The 16,117-nt window shown below is 67.5% G+C and carries 14 protein-coding genes; 7 read left to right on the top strand and 7 right to left on the bottom strand.

Going from position 1 to position 16,117, the window contains the following annotated elements:
* Positions 1 to 123 precede the first annotated feature (123 nt).
* On the top strand, positions 124 to 1,581 hold the full coding sequence (locus NW198_RS00925; RefSeq protein WP_258339650.1) for a C69 family dipeptidase: 1,458 nt from the start codon (positions 124 to 126) through the stop codon (positions 1,579 to 1,581).
* On the opposite strand, the gene NW198_RS00920 is transcribed toward NW198_RS00925, so the two are convergent.
* Positions 1,578 to 2,174, bottom strand: coding sequence for a sugar O-acetyltransferase (locus NW198_RS00920; protein ID WP_258339648.1), 597 nt, complete (start codon positions 2,172 to 2,174; stop codon positions 1,578 to 1,580). The two genes, NW198_RS00925 and NW198_RS00920, sit on opposite strands and share 4 nt — an antisense overlap.
* Before the next feature lie 381 nt (positions 2,175 to 2,555).
* On the opposite strand from NW198_RS00920, the gene NW198_RS00915 reads away from it, so the two are divergent.
* Both NW198_RS00915 and brnA read left to right on the top strand, forming a co-directional pair.
* The gene (locus NW198_RS00915; RefSeq protein WP_087313491.1) at positions 2,556 to 2,840 is read left to right on the top strand and encodes a BrnT family toxin; all 285 of its coding nucleotides are present in this window, start codon (positions 2,556 to 2,558) and stop codon (positions 2,838 to 2,840) included.
* The gene (gene brnA / locus NW198_RS00910; RefSeq protein ID WP_087313493.1) at positions 2,833 to 3,102 is read left to right on the top strand and encodes a type II toxin-antitoxin system BrnA family antitoxin; all 270 of its coding nucleotides are present in this window, start codon (positions 2,833 to 2,835) and stop codon (positions 3,100 to 3,102) included. Before NW198_RS00915 ends, brnA begins: the two co-directional genes overlap by 8 nt.
* Positions 3,103 to 3,165: 63 nt before the next feature.
* Here the strand turns inward: brnA and NW198_RS00905 are convergent, their stop codons facing one another.
* Positions 3,166 to 3,825, bottom strand: a complete 660-nt coding sequence (locus NW198_RS00905) for a vWA domain-containing protein (RefSeq protein ID WP_258339647.1) — start codon at positions 3,823 to 3,825, stop codon at positions 3,166 to 3,168.
* Positions 3,826 to 3,971: 146 nt separating this feature from the next.
* Positions 3,972 to 4,994, bottom strand: a complete 1,023-nt coding sequence (locus NW198_RS00900; RefSeq protein ID WP_258339646.1) for a macro domain-containing protein — start codon at positions 4,992 to 4,994, stop codon at positions 3,972 to 3,974.
* Between the two features lie 387 nt (positions 4,995 to 5,381).
* Here NW198_RS00900 and NW198_RS00895 point away from each other — a divergent pair, with 387 nt between their 5' ends.
* The 4 genes from NW198_RS00895 to NW198_RS00880 all read left to right on the top strand — a co-directional run bounded on the left by NW198_RS00895 (position 5,382) and on the right by NW198_RS00880 (position 12,289).
* Positions 5,382 to 10,736: an isopeptide-forming domain-containing fimbrial protein gene (locus NW198_RS00895; protein WP_258339645.1), complete on the top strand. Its 5,355-nt coding sequence runs from the start codon at positions 5,382 to 5,384 to the stop codon at positions 10,734 to 10,736.
* 90 nt (positions 10,737 to 10,826) lie between these two features.
* A complete protein-coding gene (locus NW198_RS00890) occupies positions 10,827 to 11,573 on the top strand; it encodes a class B sortase (protein WP_258339644.1) in 747 nt (248 codons plus the stop codon).
* 70 nt (positions 11,574 to 11,643) lie between these two features.
* Complete coding sequence (locus tag NW198_RS00885; protein ID WP_087313503.1) at positions 11,644 to 11,853, top strand: hypothetical protein; 210 nt, start codon at positions 11,644 to 11,646, stop codon at positions 11,851 to 11,853.
* A complete protein-coding gene (locus NW198_RS00880; RefSeq protein ID WP_258339643.1) occupies positions 11,828 to 12,289 on the top strand; it encodes a helix-turn-helix domain-containing protein in 462 nt (153 codons plus the stop codon). The genes NW198_RS00885 and NW198_RS00880 overlap by 26 nt, the downstream gene beginning before the upstream one ends.
* A gap of 71 nt (positions 12,290 to 12,360) precedes the next feature.
* On the opposite strand, the gene NW198_RS00875 is transcribed toward NW198_RS00880, so the two are convergent.
* From NW198_RS00875 to NW198_RS00860, 4 genes are all read right to left on the bottom strand, one after another.
* Positions 12,361 to 13,707, bottom strand: a complete 1,347-nt coding sequence (locus NW198_RS00875) for a 6-phospho-beta-glucosidase (protein ID WP_258339642.1) — start codon at positions 13,705 to 13,707, stop codon at positions 12,361 to 12,363.
* A gap of 134 nt (positions 13,708 to 13,841) precedes the next feature.
* Complete coding sequence (locus NW198_RS00870) at positions 13,842 to 14,177, bottom strand: PTS lactose/cellobiose transporter subunit IIA (RefSeq protein WP_087217736.1); 336 nt, start codon at positions 14,175 to 14,177, stop codon at positions 13,842 to 13,844.
* Between the two features lie 41 nt (positions 14,178 to 14,218).
* The gene (locus tag NW198_RS00865; protein ID WP_258339641.1) at positions 14,219 to 14,518 is read right to left on the bottom strand and encodes a PTS sugar transporter subunit IIB; all 300 of its coding nucleotides are present in this window, start codon (positions 14,516 to 14,518) and stop codon (positions 14,219 to 14,221) included.
* A 158-nt stretch (positions 14,519 to 14,676) separates the two neighbouring features.
* Complete coding sequence (locus tag NW198_RS00860; protein ID WP_258339640.1) at positions 14,677 to 16,056, bottom strand: PTS sugar transporter subunit IIC; 1,380 nt, start codon at positions 16,054 to 16,056, stop codon at positions 14,677 to 14,679.
* Positions 16,057 to 16,117: the final 61 nt, after the last annotated feature.

Raw genomic sequence — 16,117 nt, 5'->3', positions numbered from 1 at the left:
ATCACGGGTCCTCCCCTCCTCGGCAAACGGGGACGACCCCAGTCTGGCATATCGCTAAGATGGTGGCGACGCAGATGACGGCGCGTCGGCGAGCGGCGCCGAGGCGCACTCGAAGGAGGAACCATGCCCTGCACCACCATTCTCGTTGGCAAGAAGGCCAGCTACGACGGATCCACGATTGTCGCCCGCAACGAGGACTCGTCCAACGGCGAGTTCTGTCCCAAGCGCCTCGTCGCACGCGAGGCCCCTGCCGCCGGCACCGTCTACAGAAGCGTCCTCTCGCACCTCGAGATCGAGCTCCCCGAGCCCGGCATGCGCTACACGGCGCTTCCCAACGCCGACCTCAAGGAGGGCCTCTGGGAGGAGGCCGGCTTCAACGAGCGCAACGTCGGGATGAGCGCCACGGAGACCATCACCTCCAACGAGCGCGTGCTCGCGGCCGACCCGCTCGTGCGCTACGACGCCGAGGCGGGCGCGCTCGGCGGCATCGGCGAGGAGGACATGGTCACGCTCGTGCTTCCCTACGCCACGAGCGCCCGCGACGGCGTGGAGCGCCTGGGCGCGCTGCTCGAGCGCTACGGCACCTACGAGATGAACGGCGTCGCCTTCTCCGACGCCGACGAGATCTGGTGGCTCGAGACCGTGGGCGGCCACCACTGGATCGCGCGGCGCGTGCCCGACGACTCCTACGTCACGATGCCCAACCAGCTGGGCATCGACGACTTCGACCTCGACGACGCCTTCGGCGCCCAGGAGGAGAGCCTCTGCTCGGCGGACCTGCGCGAGTGGATGGCAACAAACCATCTCGACCTCACCATCGGCATGCGCGGCGCGCACTTCAACCCGCGCGACACCTTCGGCAGCCACTCGGACTCCGACCACGTCTACAACACGCCGCGCGCCTGGGCCATGCAGCGCTTTCTCAACCCGCACGCCGGCAACTGGGACACGGCCGCGCCCGCCGAGGACTTTGGCCCCGAGAGCGACTGCCTGCCCTGGTGCCGAGAGCCCGAGCGCAAGATCACGATCGAGGACGTCAAGTACGTGCTGTCGCTCCACTACCAGGGCACGCCGTACGACCCCTACGGCTCCGCGGGCACCGAGGCCACGCGCGGCCGCTACCGCCCGATCGGCATCAACCGCAACAGCCAGCTCGCGGTGCTCCAGCTGCGCCCCTACGTGCCGGCGGAGCGCGCGGCGCTGCAGTGGGTCGCGTACGGCTCCAACGCCTTCAACGCGCTCGTGCCGCTCTACGCGGGCGTCACCGAGACGCCTGCCTACTTCGAGGACACGACCACGCGTGTGACCAGCGAGAACTTCTATTGGGCCAACCGCCTCGTCGGCGCGCTCGCCGACGCCGCCTACGGGGCGTGCCTGCCGCACGTCGAGCGCTACCAGGAGGCCCTCACGGCTCGCTGCGCCGCGATGGTGCGCGCCTGCGACGAGCAGGGCGGCGACCTCGTGGCCTGCAACGCCGCCATCGCCAACGAGTGCCGCCGTCAGACCGAGGGCCTTCTCGACAAGGTGCTCTACGAGGCGAGCATGCGGATGCGAAACGGCTTCTCGCGCAGCGACAACTAGCCTCTGTCGAGCGGCGTGAGCGCGAGACGGTCGTCCGGCCCCACCGCACGGATAACGCGGCACGGGACGCCCGCCGCGAGCATGCCCGCGGGTACGTCGCGCGTGACCACGCTGCCCGCCCCGATGACGGCCCCGTCCCCGATGGTCACGCCGCCGCAGACGGTGACGTTGGCGCCGAGCCACACGTTGTCGCCAATGGTGATGGGCGCCGAGGTCTGGATGCCCTCCATGCGCTGCTCGGGGTCCACGGCATGGCCCGCACAGGCGAGCACGCAGCCTGGCGCGATGAATGTTCCCTCGCCGATGCGGATGGGCGAGGTGTCGAGAAGGACGCAGTTGTAGTTCACGAGCGCAAACCCGCGGAAGTGGACGTTGAAGCCGTAGTCGCAGCGAAAGACGGGCTTGACCGTGGCGCGCGGGTGCCAGGTGCCGAAGAGCTCGCCCAGGATGGCGGCGCGGCCATCGACGTCCGTCGGGTCCAACTGGTTGAAGCGCCAGCAGAGCTTCTGCGCGCGAGCCTGCAGGTGGTTGGGCACGTCGAGGTAGCTCACGGCATAGGGCTCGTCCGAGCGCATGAGTTCGAGCGCGGTCATGGCGGCTCCGTTCCCGCTTGATGCGAGGATCCGAGGATGCGGGTCATTTCGCACCTCAGTGTAGCGGAGCGGGCGGAGAGCCCGCTCGTCCCTCGCGCCTACCTTCATGGCGACGTTGGCTCGAGAGGTCGTCCGACGGCGTTCCGTACGTGCGCCTCGTTGGTTCGTCGGGCACCAACGCCGCCCACGACGAGTGCAAGACCGCTCGCCGATAGATGCGTGCGTGAGGCGTCCTCCTTGGCCAGCCCCACCTGCGGGGCGAAGCTCCACGTCAGCCGCAAGGCAGACGGGCGACTCATTGGCTCGATACACTCGAAGCATAACGGTATAGCACGATTTTTGCAGTGTTTTTATGTTCATACAGCTTAGAAACGGGTCATAATGGAAGACGGACCGGAGTTTGAGCGGAACCGCAGGAAAAACGAGTCGAACTTCAAGAAGCACGGAGTTACCTTTTGGGAGGCGCGCGAAATCTGGAACGATCCCCTGCACTATCGCGTCAAGGTGGCAGATGATCCTGAGAACCGATGGCTGGTCGTTGGCCGAGTAGCCCGTTCCCGATACCTTTCGGCGATCATCACCTATCGCGGCGGCCAGGAGGAACGAGTCCGAATCATCTCGGCGCGAGCGTCAAGCAAGGCGGAAGTGGGGCGATACCATGGCTGAGAAGGCAACCTCAGACCGCATCGACGAGCTCTTTGACAGCGGCAAGGAGGTCCTCCCCTACGCCGACGAGGCGACCTTCGAGCGCCCTCGTCAGGCCCAACGCCGCATGAGCGTGGACATGACCGCCCACATGGTCTCCCGCCTGGACAGATACGCCGAGGAGTACGGCGTGACGCGACAGTCTCTGGTGAAGATTTGGCTCGCAGAGCGGCTCAACGAGGAAGATGACCGACGAGCCCGGCGTCACAGCGCAACGGGATAGCGTCTCCATTGCGCCGCGGCACCAGGCTCGCTCGTGCCACGACCCGCGGTCCGTGACGTCCCGCTACCGGCGTCGTGCCCGCACGTCGGCGTCGACGCCCGTGCGCCACGCGTCCGAGATCCCCGTCCCCGGGGCGCTCGCGCGCACCTGCGCGACGGCAGTCGCCATGGCCTCGTAGAGCACCTCCGTACCGCGTGCGTCCGCGAGATAGTCCGCCGCGTGCTCCGGGGCGATTCCCAGCTGTCCCGCCTCGGCGGCGGCGTCGATGTTGGCGCCGATGAAGAGAAACTCCCAGCCCCGCTCGCGCCGACGCTCGATCATGCGCCTGACGCGCGGGTAGGTGAAGCGCCGGCTCGCGTTCTCCATGCCGTCGGTGGTGACGACAAAGAGCACCTTGTCGGCTCGGTAGCCCTCCGGGAGCACGTCCTGCACCAGGTCGACGTGCTTGATCGCCCCGCCCACCGCGTCGAGAAGCGCCGTGCAGCCGCAGCAGCGGTAGTCGCGCCGGGTCAGGCGCGGCACCCGTCGGATGTCCAGGCGGTCGTGCACCACGCGCGACTCGTTCGAGAAGAGGATCGTGGAGACCGTGGCCTCCCCCGGCTCCTCGCGGCTCCTCTCGACCAGGCTGTTGAAACCGCCGATCGTGTCGTCCTCCAGACCCGCCATCGAGCCACTCGCGTCGAGGATGAAGACGATCTCGGTGCGCCCCGTGTCTTTTCCCATCTCTGCCTCCTTCGTCGCAACTGCCTTCGACTGGGAGGTTACGCGGCCGACGCGCGCCAGAGGTAAACCGCCGGGGGACATCTGCCGGCAGGGCACCACCCGCACGTTGGGGACAGTCCCCAACGTGCAGGTTCCCAACGTGAAGGTTACGAGGAGCCGATCAGCGGCTGGTCAAAGGAGAAGAGCGCCTCGTTGACGGTCATGACGTCATGCACGCCGCGCGCGAGGTAGAACTCCACGATCACGTCGAACCTGCTGCTTCGCGAGAGCGCGAGCCCCGCCCGGGCAAGAAGCGCGCGCGTCTCGCCCAGCGAGAGCCCGAGCGCCATCGCCAGCGCCACGGCCGTGGGCTTGCTCGGGCGATAGTCCGCGCGGGAGCGAATCTTGGAGAAGAGCTGCCGGCTCAGGTTGGCGCGCTTGTAGACCTCCGCGTCCGTGAGGCCACGCTCGTCGATCAGGGCGAGAAGGGCCTGAGAGAAGGACGCGTCGAGGTGCGCCAGGCGCTCGACGAGCTCGTCTTTTGACTCGGGCGCCGCGGCGCATCGGGCGACAGCGCGGGGAGCGGGGGCCGAGCGCCCGGTCATCGGCGTCGCCATGTCGAGCTCGGCGCGGCGGTCGCACATGAAGGGGCTCTCCTCCACGTACGCGTCTCCGATGAACTCGCGCAGCTCGCCCATGAGCGCCACGCCCGCGGCCACGACGTCGCGCGAGAACACGACGAGCGTCACGTCAACGTCCGGGCGGCGGTCGAGAAACGCCGCGGCCTCCTCGCGCGCGACCTCGAGCGCCTCCGCGACGGGGTACCCGTAGATGCCAGCGGATATGAGCGGGAAGGCGACAGACTCCGCCCCGAGCCGCTCCACCTCGGCAAAGACGCTCTGATAGCAGCGACGCAGCAGCGCCTCCTCGCCATGGCCCCCGCCGCCCCAGACGGGACCGACCGCATGGACGACCCAGCGGCACGGCAGGTCAAAGCCGGGCGTCGTCACGGCTCCGCCCGTCGGGCAGCCGCCGATCGCGCGGCACGCCTCGAGCATGCGGTCAAAGCCCGCGGCTGCATAGAGCGCCCCGCACACGCCCCCGCCGGGAGCCAGGCGCTCGTTGGCGGCGTTGACCAGCACGTCCGCGCCCATGCGCGAGATGTCGTTGCGAACGATGGAAAACGGCATGGTCGCCCTCCGCTCAAAACGTGGCCTCTCGAGCCACATCGTACCCGTCGTGGGCGCGCCCGCGGACGATGGCGCGCGCCGGCGGCGAAAACGAGACCGTCCGCCGACCGCTCGCACCTCCCCACGAGAGCCCGCGACCCCGCTGCCTGCCGCTGAAAGCTCCCCGGGAGCTCGGAGGCAGACGCGCGTCAGCGACACCGCGCTATCCTCCCCTTCCACCTGCCGCGAGAGGGCAGACGCCGCAAACGAAGCACAAACGTCCCCAGGCGGACGTCCACGACCTGACGTGCCCCACACGGGGCGGCGGGCGGCGCAGGAGAAGGGAGGGAACGCGTCCGCCACGCAGGCGCGCGGCTCGCATCGCGCACATCAAGAGAAAGAGGGCACATGAGGACTGCAAGAGCGAAGGGAAGGCCGCGAGGGCCCGCGGGGGCCCGGCGTCCTCTGCGCGAGCGCGCCCGCGCCGCGCTGATGACGTTCGCGCTGCTGCTGAGCACCCTGTTGGGAGCGCTGAGCCCGGCTGTGGCCTGGGCCTTCGGGTATGGCCTGGACATGGACTTCGACCCGATCCCCATCAACTACATGGCCGAGGACGAGCTCGAGGACCCCGACTACTCCTGGTCCATCGGGTTCGACGAGGTCGTCGACTACGAGGGCTTCCAGTGGTACGACGACCTCAGGCCGTTTCTCGCCTACTCGTCGGCTGCGGAGGAGAACCCCAACAGCCACCAGAACATCGGCAAGCGCGACGGAGGGTGGCGCGTCGAAATCACCGAGGACACGCCCAAGGGAACCCCCATCTGGCTGCGCTTCACCGGCGGCAGATACAACGGGCAGGACATCGACGCCGTCGTGAGCATCGTCGACTGGACCTGGAAGGACCTCCCCGCGCACCTCGCGGGCCTCAACACCGGCATCTCGGTCCTGAAGGGCTACAAGTCCGTCTCTGACGACCCCGAGGGCAAGTACTTCCAGACGTTCAACTTCTATTCGATGTGTCTCGCCGAGTTCGTGGTCGACGTGCAATTTGTTCTCACCGGATCGGACACGCCCGTCCAGATCAAGGGGCACCTCACGACGACCGACCTCGACTTCGGCCAGAGCTTCTCGTTCTCCGGCTCAGTGGTCCAGGCAAACATCGCGAAGGGCAACGAGGACCTGAAGATCAACGAGGAGGGCAACCTCGTCTACACCGAGAAGCTCTTCGGCCTCGACGACAGCGACCCTGAGCACTGGCACAAGGGCATGGTCGAGGGCTATTTCGACACGACCAGGGACGGCGGCCACTACGGAGAGCCTCTGCGCTTCTACTTTGGTACCTCGTACGGCGCCGGGCAGACGGCGGAGTCGATCTTCTTCCTCTCGACCGACTTCCTGACGGCACCGCCGACCAATCCAGACCACCCGGTCGACCCGCCCGTCAAGACGGCCGACCCCGCGTCCGGAGTCTCCGTGGGCGACCACGTCACCTTCGACGTGGACGTGACCATGCACGAGGAGGCGAGAAACTGCCGCTGGGGCTGGCACTACACCACCTGCCAGATCGTCGACGTGCTGCCGCCGCAGATGCGCTACGTCGAGGGCACGGGCCGGCTGCTCGACGAGGAGAGCAACGACGTCACCCATCTCGGCAAGGTCATCTACGACGGGGACGACTCGGAGCCCAACGAGAACACCGTGCGCTTCGAGTTCGACCGAGAGGCGCTGAAGGACCTCGACCTGCTCGGCCAGCACTACCACTTCGTCTTCGACGCCGAGCTCACCGAGTACCCCGACCCCGACGAGATGGCACCGAGCACCGACCCGCTCAAGGTCCACAACAACTGCTACGTCGAGGTGAACGGCGACAAGAACCCCGGCGACGAGATCACCGTCGAGCTCCTCGAGCCCCAGTTCTCCGTCGACAAGTCCGCCGACGACTACGAGTGGGAGGTCGGCGACGTCGTCACCTACACGGTGCGCTACCAGCAGACCGTCCCCAACGCGCAGAGCCGCCACACCGTCGTCTCCGACAACCTGCCGGAGTATCTCGAGCTCATCCCCGAGAGCGTCCAGGCCACCGGCGTCAAGGACCTCCCGGCGGTCGAGACCAACGGCAACGAGTGGTCCATCGGCTTCGACAAGTTCAACTACGGCGACGAGCTCGTGGTGACCTACCAGGCCCGCGTGCGCCAGTCCGGCAACGGGCACGAGGTCGTGAACCAGGCCTCCATCCACGCCGCCAACGCGCCCGACGAGGACGACCCCGAGGAGATCTGGGCCAACACGGCCAACGTCGAGGTCGAGAAGGGCGTGGACCGCTACGAGGGCTACGTCGGCGCCTCCGACCAGGACCCCGGCTTCTTCGAGTACACGGTCACCTTCCGCAACGCACAGGCAGGCACCGTCGCCAACGACGTCGTGATCACCGACGACAGCCTCCCCGAGGGGATGAGGCTGGGACGGAACAACGACGGCTCGCTCATGATCGTGTCCGTCAGGCAGGACGGGGCCGAGGTCACGATGAGCCGCGACCAGGACAAGTACTCCGGCACGCTCGCCGACATCCAGTACCGCGTCGGCGAGGCCGAGGGGCAGGACCCCTTCGACGGCGACTTCGAGCACGACCAGACGGTCACCGTGACGCCGGCCTGGGAGATCTCACCCAAGGGCACCGGCTGGGAGATGCACCTCGACCACCTCGCCTACGGCACCGACGTCACGCTCGTCTACCGCGCCTACCCCGAGGACTCCGTCTCCGGCTGGGAGATCGAGAACAAGGCGGAGATCACCGCCGACAACAGCCAGCCCGACGACGACACCGCGGTCGTATGGGTGAACCAGCCCCACTTCGCGATCGACAAGCAGGCGTCCAACGACGCCTTCACGGTCAACGACGACGTGCTCTACGAGGTCAAGGTCACCAACTCCACGCCCGGCACGCTCGCCCGCAACGTCGTGATCTCCGACCTCGCGCACACCCAGGGCGTTGAGCTGCTGCACGACACCATCAAGGTGTACGACAGCGAGGGCAAGGACATCACCGATTCCTGCACCATCTCCTACAAGCACAACCCCTACGACGGCGAGACGTTCATCGTCGAGACCAACCGCGACCTCATCGCGGGCATGACCGACGAGATGCGCGACCTCTACGAGCAGCTCCAGGCGACCACCACCGAGGCCGACTTCAACGAGGTGCTCGCCCAGATCAAGCAGGCGATCGCCGACGGCAAGGGCGCCAACCACGATGAGGTCACCGTCGCCATCCCGGGACGGCCGGTCTGGCGCGACGGCGGCATCGTCTGGCTCGACGGCTCCAACCCGCTCGACATCGACCAGCAGAGCCCGCGCCCCGGCTCGCTCTCCTGCGAGACTGAGATCGTGGTCTGCTACCGCGTCAAGATCGAGGACGCCGAGCTCGCCGGCCAGACGGTCGACAACACGGCGCTCGTCGTCTCCGACGAGCCCAACACCGCCACCACCGACGACGAGGTCGTCGACGTCAAGGGCCCGAGGCTCGTGATCGAGAAGTCGTCCGACAAGGACACCTACCAGGTCGGCGAGACCGGGCACTACACGCTCGTGGCCACCCAGACCCGCGAGGACTGCGTCGCCAAGGGCGTCATCGTCTCCGACCTCATGGACGAGCGCGACGTCGCCTCCATCGTCCACGGGTCCGTGCGCGCCACCAGCCCCGACGGCCAGGCCATCGACGCCGAGCCCGAGTACGTCAGCGACGACTCCGGCAAGATCGTGGGCTTCACGCTCGAGACCGGCGTCGACCTCGCCGACGAGGAGTCGATCACCGTCACCTACGACGTCACCTTCGAGAAGGCCGGCACGACGCTCCACAACGTCGCGCAGGCAAACGCCACCAACACCGTCGGCGGCACGGACGACGAGCTCGTCAAGGTCGTCGACCCCTACGCCGTCGTGACCCTCGAGAAGTCCGTCGACCGCGACACCGTGCGCGTGGGCGAGTGGGCCACCTACACGCTCAGCGCCACCGTCGCAGACCATCCCGCAAAAGACGTGGTCATCACCGACAAGAGCCTCCCCGAGGGCATGCCCGTTGACCTGCGCGGCGTCACGCTCGAGGTCAACGGCGTTGACGTCGACGACTTCCAGCTTGACGTCGAGGGCAACGGCTTCGCCGCGCACCTCGGCGACCTCGGGCCCGGGGACGTCGCGCGCGTCACCTACCGGGCTCAGGTGCGCGACGAGGCGCTTCTCGGCACCTCCGTCGTGAACACCGCCACGCTCACCTCGTCCACGCTCGAGGAGCCGCTGCGCGACGACGCGAGCGTCACCGTTCCCCTGGACGAGCCGGCCGTCACGCTCGAGAAGTGCGCGAACCGCGAGAGGATCCACGTCGGGGAGACCGTCTCCTACGTCGTCGAGGCGACGGTCCCCGAGGACTCCGACGGCGCTCAGGCGGTCGTCGTCTCGGACGCGAGCCTGCCCGAGGGCATGCCCGTCGACATGGCGAGCATCCGCGCCTGGCTGAACGACCGCGAGGTCACGCCCGTGAACGCGCAGATCGAGGGCAACGCGTTCTCGATCCCCTTCGGGGACCTGCGCCCCGGCGAGACCGTGCGCGTCTCCTATGACGCCACGGCAGAGGCCGAGGAGCTCACGGGGACCGACGTGACCAACGTTGCGACCCTCACCTCCGAGTCGATCGACGAGCCGCTCGAGGCCACGGCGACCGTGAGCGTCGTCGACGCGTCGCAGACCATCCTCGACAAGACGGCCTCCGCCGCGAGCGTCAAGGTCGGCGAGGTGATCTCCTACGCCGTGAGGGCCGTCTGTGGCACGGACCTCTCCGGCGCGACTCTCGTCGACGAGGGCCTGCCCGAGGGCGTGCAGATCGACCCCGCAACGATCCGCGTCTCGATCGACGGCAACGCCCTGGACACCACGCCCTCCGTCGAGGGCACGGGCTTCTCGCTCGCCCTGGGAGGGCTGCGCTCCGGCAACGTGATCGAGGTCGCCTACGAGGCCGTGGCGCGGGAGGGCGCGGAAGGGGCCGCGGCGACCAACGTCGCCCGCCTCTCCTCCCCTGACCTGCCCGAGCCGCTCGAGGACGAGGCGACGGTAGAGATCGTGGGCGAGCCCGCCTCCCCCGCCGGCGACGAGGAGCCTCCCGAGGCGACCGATGCCCCCGAGGCTCCCGCGACCCTCGAGAAGAGGGCCGACAAGGGCGTGGCACAGGTGGGCGAGACCGTGTCCTACCTCGTGACCGCCACCGCCCGGGCGGACCTCGCCGAGGCGAGGCTCTCCGACTCCGGGCTGCCCGAGGGCGTCGTCATCGACGAGCAGAGCTTCGAGGTGCGCCTCAACGGCGAGCCGTGCGAGGGCGTCATCCCCACCCTGGAGGGCACGGACCTTGTGCTCGAGCTCGACAAGCTCGCCGTCGGCGACGTGGTCGAGCTTGCCTACGAGGCACTCGTCGAGGACGAGGCGCTCGCAGGCGAGACGCTCGTCAACACGGCCCTTCTCGAGGGAGAGGGGCTGGAGGAGCCGCTCGAGGCCACCGCAACCGTCGAGGTCGCAGGCGAGGTCGAGGCTCCCGGCAACGACGCGCCGGCAGATGACGAGACGGATGACGCCGGCCCCGCGTCGGGCGGCGGGGAGTCCTTCCCCAACACCGGCCAGAGCGGCGCGGGAACGCTACTCATCGTCTTTGGCGTGGGCGTGGCGATAGCCGCGACCGTCGTTCGGGTCCGGCAGGGCCCGCGGCGCTGCCCGAGACGCTGACGGCGCACGACACGGAGAACACCCCTCATGACGTGGGTCCCGGCCCGAGCGATCGCCCGCCGGGCCGGGACCCGAGAAAGGAGGCAGCCCATGAGGCTCGCGCGAGCCGCGTGCACCTTCCTCATCACCGTGGGCGTCTCGACCGCCGCCCTCGGAACGGCAGCCATAGCCCGTGACGGCGCCGTCGCCGCCAGCTACCGCGAGCTCGCGCGCCAGGTGGCGCCGGTCGAGGACGAGACCGGTGCCGCCGAGACGCCCGGGGACGCGCAGGCCGTGGCATGGGACGTCCTTCTCGCCCAGAACCCCGAGGCCTGTGCCTGGCTGCGCGTTGACGGGACCACCGTCGACGTGCCGGTGGTCGCGGCCCGATCACGCGACCCGGACGCCTGGCTCTACACCGACCTCTGGGGGCAGCCCTCGGAGACCGGCACGCCCTACCTCGACCATCGCTGCGAGGCGGAGGGCGAGGCGATGGTGGTCTACGGTCACCGCACTGCCTATGAGAGCTACCTCTTCCATGACGTGTCCCCGCTCTTCGAGCAGGAGGCGCTCGATGCCGTGGGGATGGCAACCTGGGAGACGCCCGCAGGAGCGACGGCCTTCGAGCCGCTCTGCGCCGCGAGCGTCGACATGGCGGACGCACGCTGGCAGCGCTTCTCGTTCCCTGATGCCGAGGAGCTTCGCTCGTGGCTCGCCTGGGCCTGCGGCGAGGCGAGCGCCGCGCACACGGGCGCGGACGAGCTCGTCGCCGCGGCCGAGCGCGCCCTCGTCCTCGTGACCTGCAACGGCCGCGCCTTCTATCCGCAGACCCGCACCGTCGCCGTCTTTGTGGCGTGATGCCGCAGCGCTCTCTTCGCAACCCGATAACTCTTATCTAACTTAATATTTATCTGTTAGGATGGAAGACGTGGTCAAGAGGCGCGAGGTCATTGACTGTCTCAGGAGGGCAGGCCTTCACCCCACGGGCGGCACCAATCATGAGCACTGGACCGACGGAACCCACTTCACGCAGGTTCCCCGGCACCGCGAGATCAGCAACCAGCTCTTCGCGAGAATCAAGCGGCAGGCGGGCATCACCGACGAGACGAGGGATGACGAGCATGTTCTTCATGGCTGAGTTCGAGCTCTTTGAGAGCGAGGGGACGATCCTCGCCCTTCCCTTTGGCCTTGAGGGCGGGACCGAGGCGCCCACCTTCGAAGAAGCCGCTGCCATGGCAGCCGATTGGCTGAGGGGGGAGGTGGAGCACTGGCTCATGGCGGGCGCGTGCCCCCCCTCTCCCACACTGGGAAACGAGCCCCTCCGCGGCGGGAGCGTCTGTCTCATCGGCGTGAGCTCCTCGCTTGAGGCCATTGACACGATGACGGCAAGCGAGGCGGCACAGGCGCTCGGGGTCTCGCGACCGCGCATTTCGCAGATGATCAAGTCAGGCAGACTCGAGGGCTTCACGAAGGGGCACGCAACCTTCGTCACCGTGGCGAGCGTCCGCGCGCGTCTCGCCGCACATCCCCGCGCAGGGCGCCCACGCCGCCAGCCCGAGCCCCCTCGCGCATAGCGGCGCCCCGCGCGGCCTTGTCGCGCGGGGCGCAGGCAGAGCAGGGACCTGGCGGCCTCCGGGCGTCGTGCCTACGCGAACTCGGGGAGGTAGTCCTTGTGGGCCTCGCAGAGCTCGTCGAAGACCGCGTTGGCCACGGCGTCAGAGTCGCAGAGCTTGTTGGCCACCAGCGCCGCCACGGCCACGTCCTTGTTGCCGGTCACGGCGGCCTCGGCCACCATGCGCTCAAAGCTCTTGATCATCTGGATGGTGCCGTTGATCGCGGGCGAGAGCTCCCCCACCACGATGGGCTTGGGCCCGTCGCCGGTGATCACACAGGCGCACTCCACGGCGCTCTCGTAGGGCAGGCTCGTGACGGTGCCGCGGTTCTGCACGTCCACGTACTGGACGTCTCCGCGGTCGTTCACGATGGAGTCGATCACGGAGCAGGCCGCGTCGGAGTAGTGGGCACCGCCGCGCTCCTCGAGCTGCTTGGGCTTGACGTGCAGCTCGGCGTCCTTATAGAGCTCGAAGAGCTCGGCCTCCACCTGCTTGACCACCTCGGCGCGCACGCCGTGCGCCTCGTAGTCACGCTCGAGCTGCTCGAGCTCCTCGCGCGTGGAGAAGTAGTAGTTGAGGTAGGACACCGGGATGGCGTGCAGGCCGCGCACGAGGCGGTTGGACCAGGGGATCGCCATGATGTTCTTCATGGTGCCCAGCTCGTCGACGGGCAGCGTGCAGTAACGCTCGAGCACCTCGTCGAAGCGGCTCTTGCCGTCGATGAAGACGTCGGTCACGAAGAAGTGGTGGTTGAGGCCGGAGAGCTCCATGCGCACCCGGTCGGGATCCACGTCCATCCACTTTGCGATGCCAAATCGCATCGAGATCGGGCAGTTGCAGAGGCCGATGATCTTCTTCCAGCTGGTGTAGCGCAGCACGGCCTCGGTCACGATGCCCACCGGGTTGGTGAAGTTGACGAGCCAGGCGTCCGGGCAGAGCTCCTCCATGTCGCGGATGATGTCAAAGATCACCGGGATGGTGCGCAGGGCCTTGAACATGCCGGCCGCGCCGTTGGTCTCCTGGCCGATGAGGCCATGCTTGAGGGCGATGCGCTCGTCCTTGATGCGGGCGTCGAGCTGCCCCACGCGAAACTGCGTGGTCACGAAGTCCGCGCCGGCGAGCGCCTCGCGGCGGTCGAGCGTGAGGTGCACCTCCATCGGCAGGCCAGCGGCCTTGACCATGCGCTGCGCGAGGCCGCCCACAATCTTGAGCTTCTCCTCGCCCTCGGGGACGTCAACGAGCCAGAGCTCGCGCACCGAGCAGGAGTCGTAGCGCTTGATGAAGCCCTCCACGAGCTCCGGGGTGTAGCTCGAGCCACCGCCGATGGTGACGATCTTGATGGGACGGCGCTCGACGGCGCCCGCGTTCTTCTCGGCCATGTCCTGGCTCCCTTCTGTCGGAAAACCTCGTTGAGTTCTCAAAAGGGCGCTACCGTCTCCGGCAGCGCCCTTCAAAGTACGATGTGCATGCGGTTGTGCGATGGGTGGCCCGACGCGCGGGTCCCTCCAGTGGGCTACTCGGCCACCTTGGCGCGCAGCTCGATGAGCTCGCGATAGACGTTCGCGAAGTTCTGCGCCATGAGCTTGCAGGTCTCGGCGCCGGCCATCTGGTCCTCGGCGTGCAGGAGCAGAAGCGGGGTGCTCTTGCGCTCGCCGTTGGCCTCGGCCGTGAGCAGCTGCATGTGAACGTCGTGGCCACCGGCGTAGGCCTCGTCGCCCTGCTTGACGAGCTCGGCCGCCGCCTCGAAGTCGCCCTCCTGGGCCTTGGCAATCGAGTTGATGTAGCAGGACTTGGCGGTGCCCACGCAGCTGATGATCTGGAAGCAGATCATCTCCATCTCTTCGTCCATGGGTGTCCCTCCCCTTCTCTCAGTCGTGATCTTGGTCGGAACTAGCCGAGAAGGGCGGCGACGTCGTCAAGGATCTTGGCGGCGTTCATGCGGCCGTAGTCGACCATCGGGATGACGGTGACGGGGCAGCGGCCGTTGACGGCCTTCTCGAAGTCACCCTTGGCGTAACCGATCTGGGGGCCGAGGAGGATGACGTCGGCCTCGTCGATGTGGTCCATCGCCTCATTCATGGGACGGGCCTCGATGGTCACGTCCTGACCGCGCGACGCCGCCTCCTTCTGCATCTTCTGCACGAGCAGGCTCGTCGACATACCGGCGTTGCAGCAGAGCATGATCTTCATGGGACGCTCCTTTCCATGCGGGGCTCTCGCCCCATCTGGCCCTTTCGGGCGTGACGTGCAGGTACCAACGAACAGTCTAGTTCAAGCCTCGATTAGGCCGCAGGCGCAGGGAGATGTGAGTTCGCCTGCGGCCCCGGGGAGTGCGCGAACGGTCCCGGCTACTCGGAGGCCATCTCGAACTGCTTGCGCTGCGCGGCCTCGGAGGCCTTCATGAAGGGCAGGTAGACGACCACGAAGATGGCGAGCAGGATGACCTGCAGGACGGCGGCGCGCCAGTCCATGCCGGTGGAGAGCAGGCCCGAGGCGATGATGGGCGTGGTCCACGGCACCTGGATGCAGGTGGGGTTCACGAGGCCGATGACCGTGGCAAAGTAGCCGACGAGGATGCCGATGATGGTGTTGAGCACGAACGGAACCATGAGCGGGATGTTGAACACGATCGGGTAGCCGTAGATGACCGGCTCGTTGATGTTGAAGATCGCGGGCAGGATGCCGAGCTTGGCGATCTCCCTGGAGGGCTTCCACTTGCCCCAGATGAAGGTGGCGATCAGCAGGGCCAGCGTGCAGCCGGAGCCGCCCATCAGCGCGTAGACGTTGATGACATTCATGTTCAGCCACACGTCCGGGCGAGCGAGGACGGCGTCCATGCCGCCGGTGGCGTAGAGCTCCATGGCCTCGGTGAGGACGATCGTGAGGACGGGCTCGACGAGCACGCCGTTGATCGTGGACTGGTGGATGCCGAGGGTGAACAGGAAGACGCCGAGCGAGTAGATCACGACGAGGCCGATCGGGTTGGTGGTGAGAGCGCGCAGCGGGGTCTGGATGAAGGTGTTGATGAGGGCGGTGATGTCGGTCTGGAAGCCGGCGAAGAGAATCATCGCGAGCAGGCCGAAGGCGCCCAGGGTGAGCAGCATCGGGATCAGGACGTTGAAGGACTTCTCGACCGCGGGGGGCACGCCCTCGGGCATCTTGATGCGCAGCTTGTCGACGCCGGACACCTTGATGAAGAGCGTGGGCGCGACCAGGCCGATGATGATGGCCGTGAACATGCCGTTGGTGCCGGTGTAGCTGGTGATGAAGGCGCCGGTGACCGCGGCGGAGGTGACCTCCTCGGTGACCAGCGGCGAGCTGGCGGCGAGGGTGGCCGTCACGGTCTGCGGCATCATGATGAAGAACACGGAAAGGGCGACAACCACGCAGGAGATGGGGTTGTCAAAGCGCTTGTTGGTCGCAAGGCTGTAGGCGACCATGCCGCACAGCAGGATTGCGGAGACCGAGAGCGCGCCCTGGGAGAGCGCGGCGCCCCAGTACTGGGCCGTCGCCAGGATGTCGGCGTTGGGGAAGATGCCCGGGCTCGCGGGGTTGACGCTCCACAGGAACGTGAAGAGGACGTTATTGAACAGTGCCGCAAGACCGGCGAGGATGAAGACCGGCATGATGGTGGCAAAGCCGTCGCGCAGCGAGCGGAGGTGCACCTGGTTGCCGATCTTTGCGGAAACCTCCGAGAACTTGTCAAGGAAGCTCTGACCGTTGGCCATTGTTTTCACTCCTTACATTTGGATAGTGCCTGCTTCAGACGCTCCCTCTCCCTGAAGAGCG

Origin of the sequence: Thermophilibacter sp. ET337 (assembly GCF_024733715.1) — a bacterium.
Lineage (GTDB): Bacteria > Actinomycetota > Coriobacteriia > Coriobacteriales > Atopobiaceae > Thermophilibacter.
This window is presented reverse-complemented; position numbering and strand designations above follow the sequence as displayed.

Bases quoted from the DNA above. Each gene is read 5' to 3' on its own strand.
- NW198_RS00925 (WP_258339650.1), top strand. From the start codon at position 124: ATGCCCTGCACCACCATTCTCGTTGGCAAGAAGGCCAGCTACGACGGA.
- NW198_RS00920 (WP_258339648.1), bottom strand. From the start codon at position 2,174: ATGACCGCGCTCGAACTCATGCGCTCGGACGAGCCCTATGCCGTGAGC.
- NW198_RS00915 (WP_087313491.1), top strand. From the start codon at position 2,556: ATGGAAGACGGACCGGAGTTTGAGCGGAACCGCAGGAAAAACGAGTCG.
- brnA (WP_087313493.1), top strand. From the start codon at position 2,833: ATGGCTGAGAAGGCAACCTCAGACCGCATCGACGAGCTCTTTGACAGC.
- NW198_RS00905 (WP_258339647.1), bottom strand. From the start codon at position 3,825: ATGGGAAAAGACACGGGGCGCACCGAGATCGTCTTCATCCTCGACGCG.
- NW198_RS00900 (WP_258339646.1), bottom strand. From the start codon at position 4,994: ATGCCGTTTTCCATCGTTCGCAACGACATCTCGCGCATGGGCGCGGAC.
- NW198_RS00895 (WP_258339645.1), top strand. From the start codon at position 5,382: ATGAGGACTGCAAGAGCGAAGGGAAGGCCGCGAGGGCCCGCGGGGGCC.
- NW198_RS00890 (WP_258339644.1), top strand. From the start codon at position 10,827: ATGAGGCTCGCGCGAGCCGCGTGCACCTTCCTCATCACCGTGGGCGTC.
- NW198_RS00880 (WP_258339643.1), top strand. From the start codon at position 11,828: ATGACGAGCATGTTCTTCATGGCTGAGTTCGAGCTCTTTGAGAGCGAG.
- NW198_RS00875 (WP_258339642.1), bottom strand. From the start codon at position 13,707: ATGGCCGAGAAGAACGCGGGCGCCGTCGAGCGCCGTCCCATCAAGATC.
- NW198_RS00870 (WP_087217736.1), bottom strand. From the start codon at position 14,177: ATGGACGAAGAGATGGAGATGATCTGCTTCCAGATCATCAGCTGCGTG.
- NW198_RS00865 (WP_258339641.1), bottom strand. From the start codon at position 14,518: ATGAAGATCATGCTCTGCTGCAACGCCGGTATGTCGACGAGCCTGCTC.
- NW198_RS00860 (WP_258339640.1), bottom strand. From the start codon at position 16,056: ATGGCCAACGGTCAGAGCTTCCTTGACAAGTTCTCGGAGGTTTCCGCA.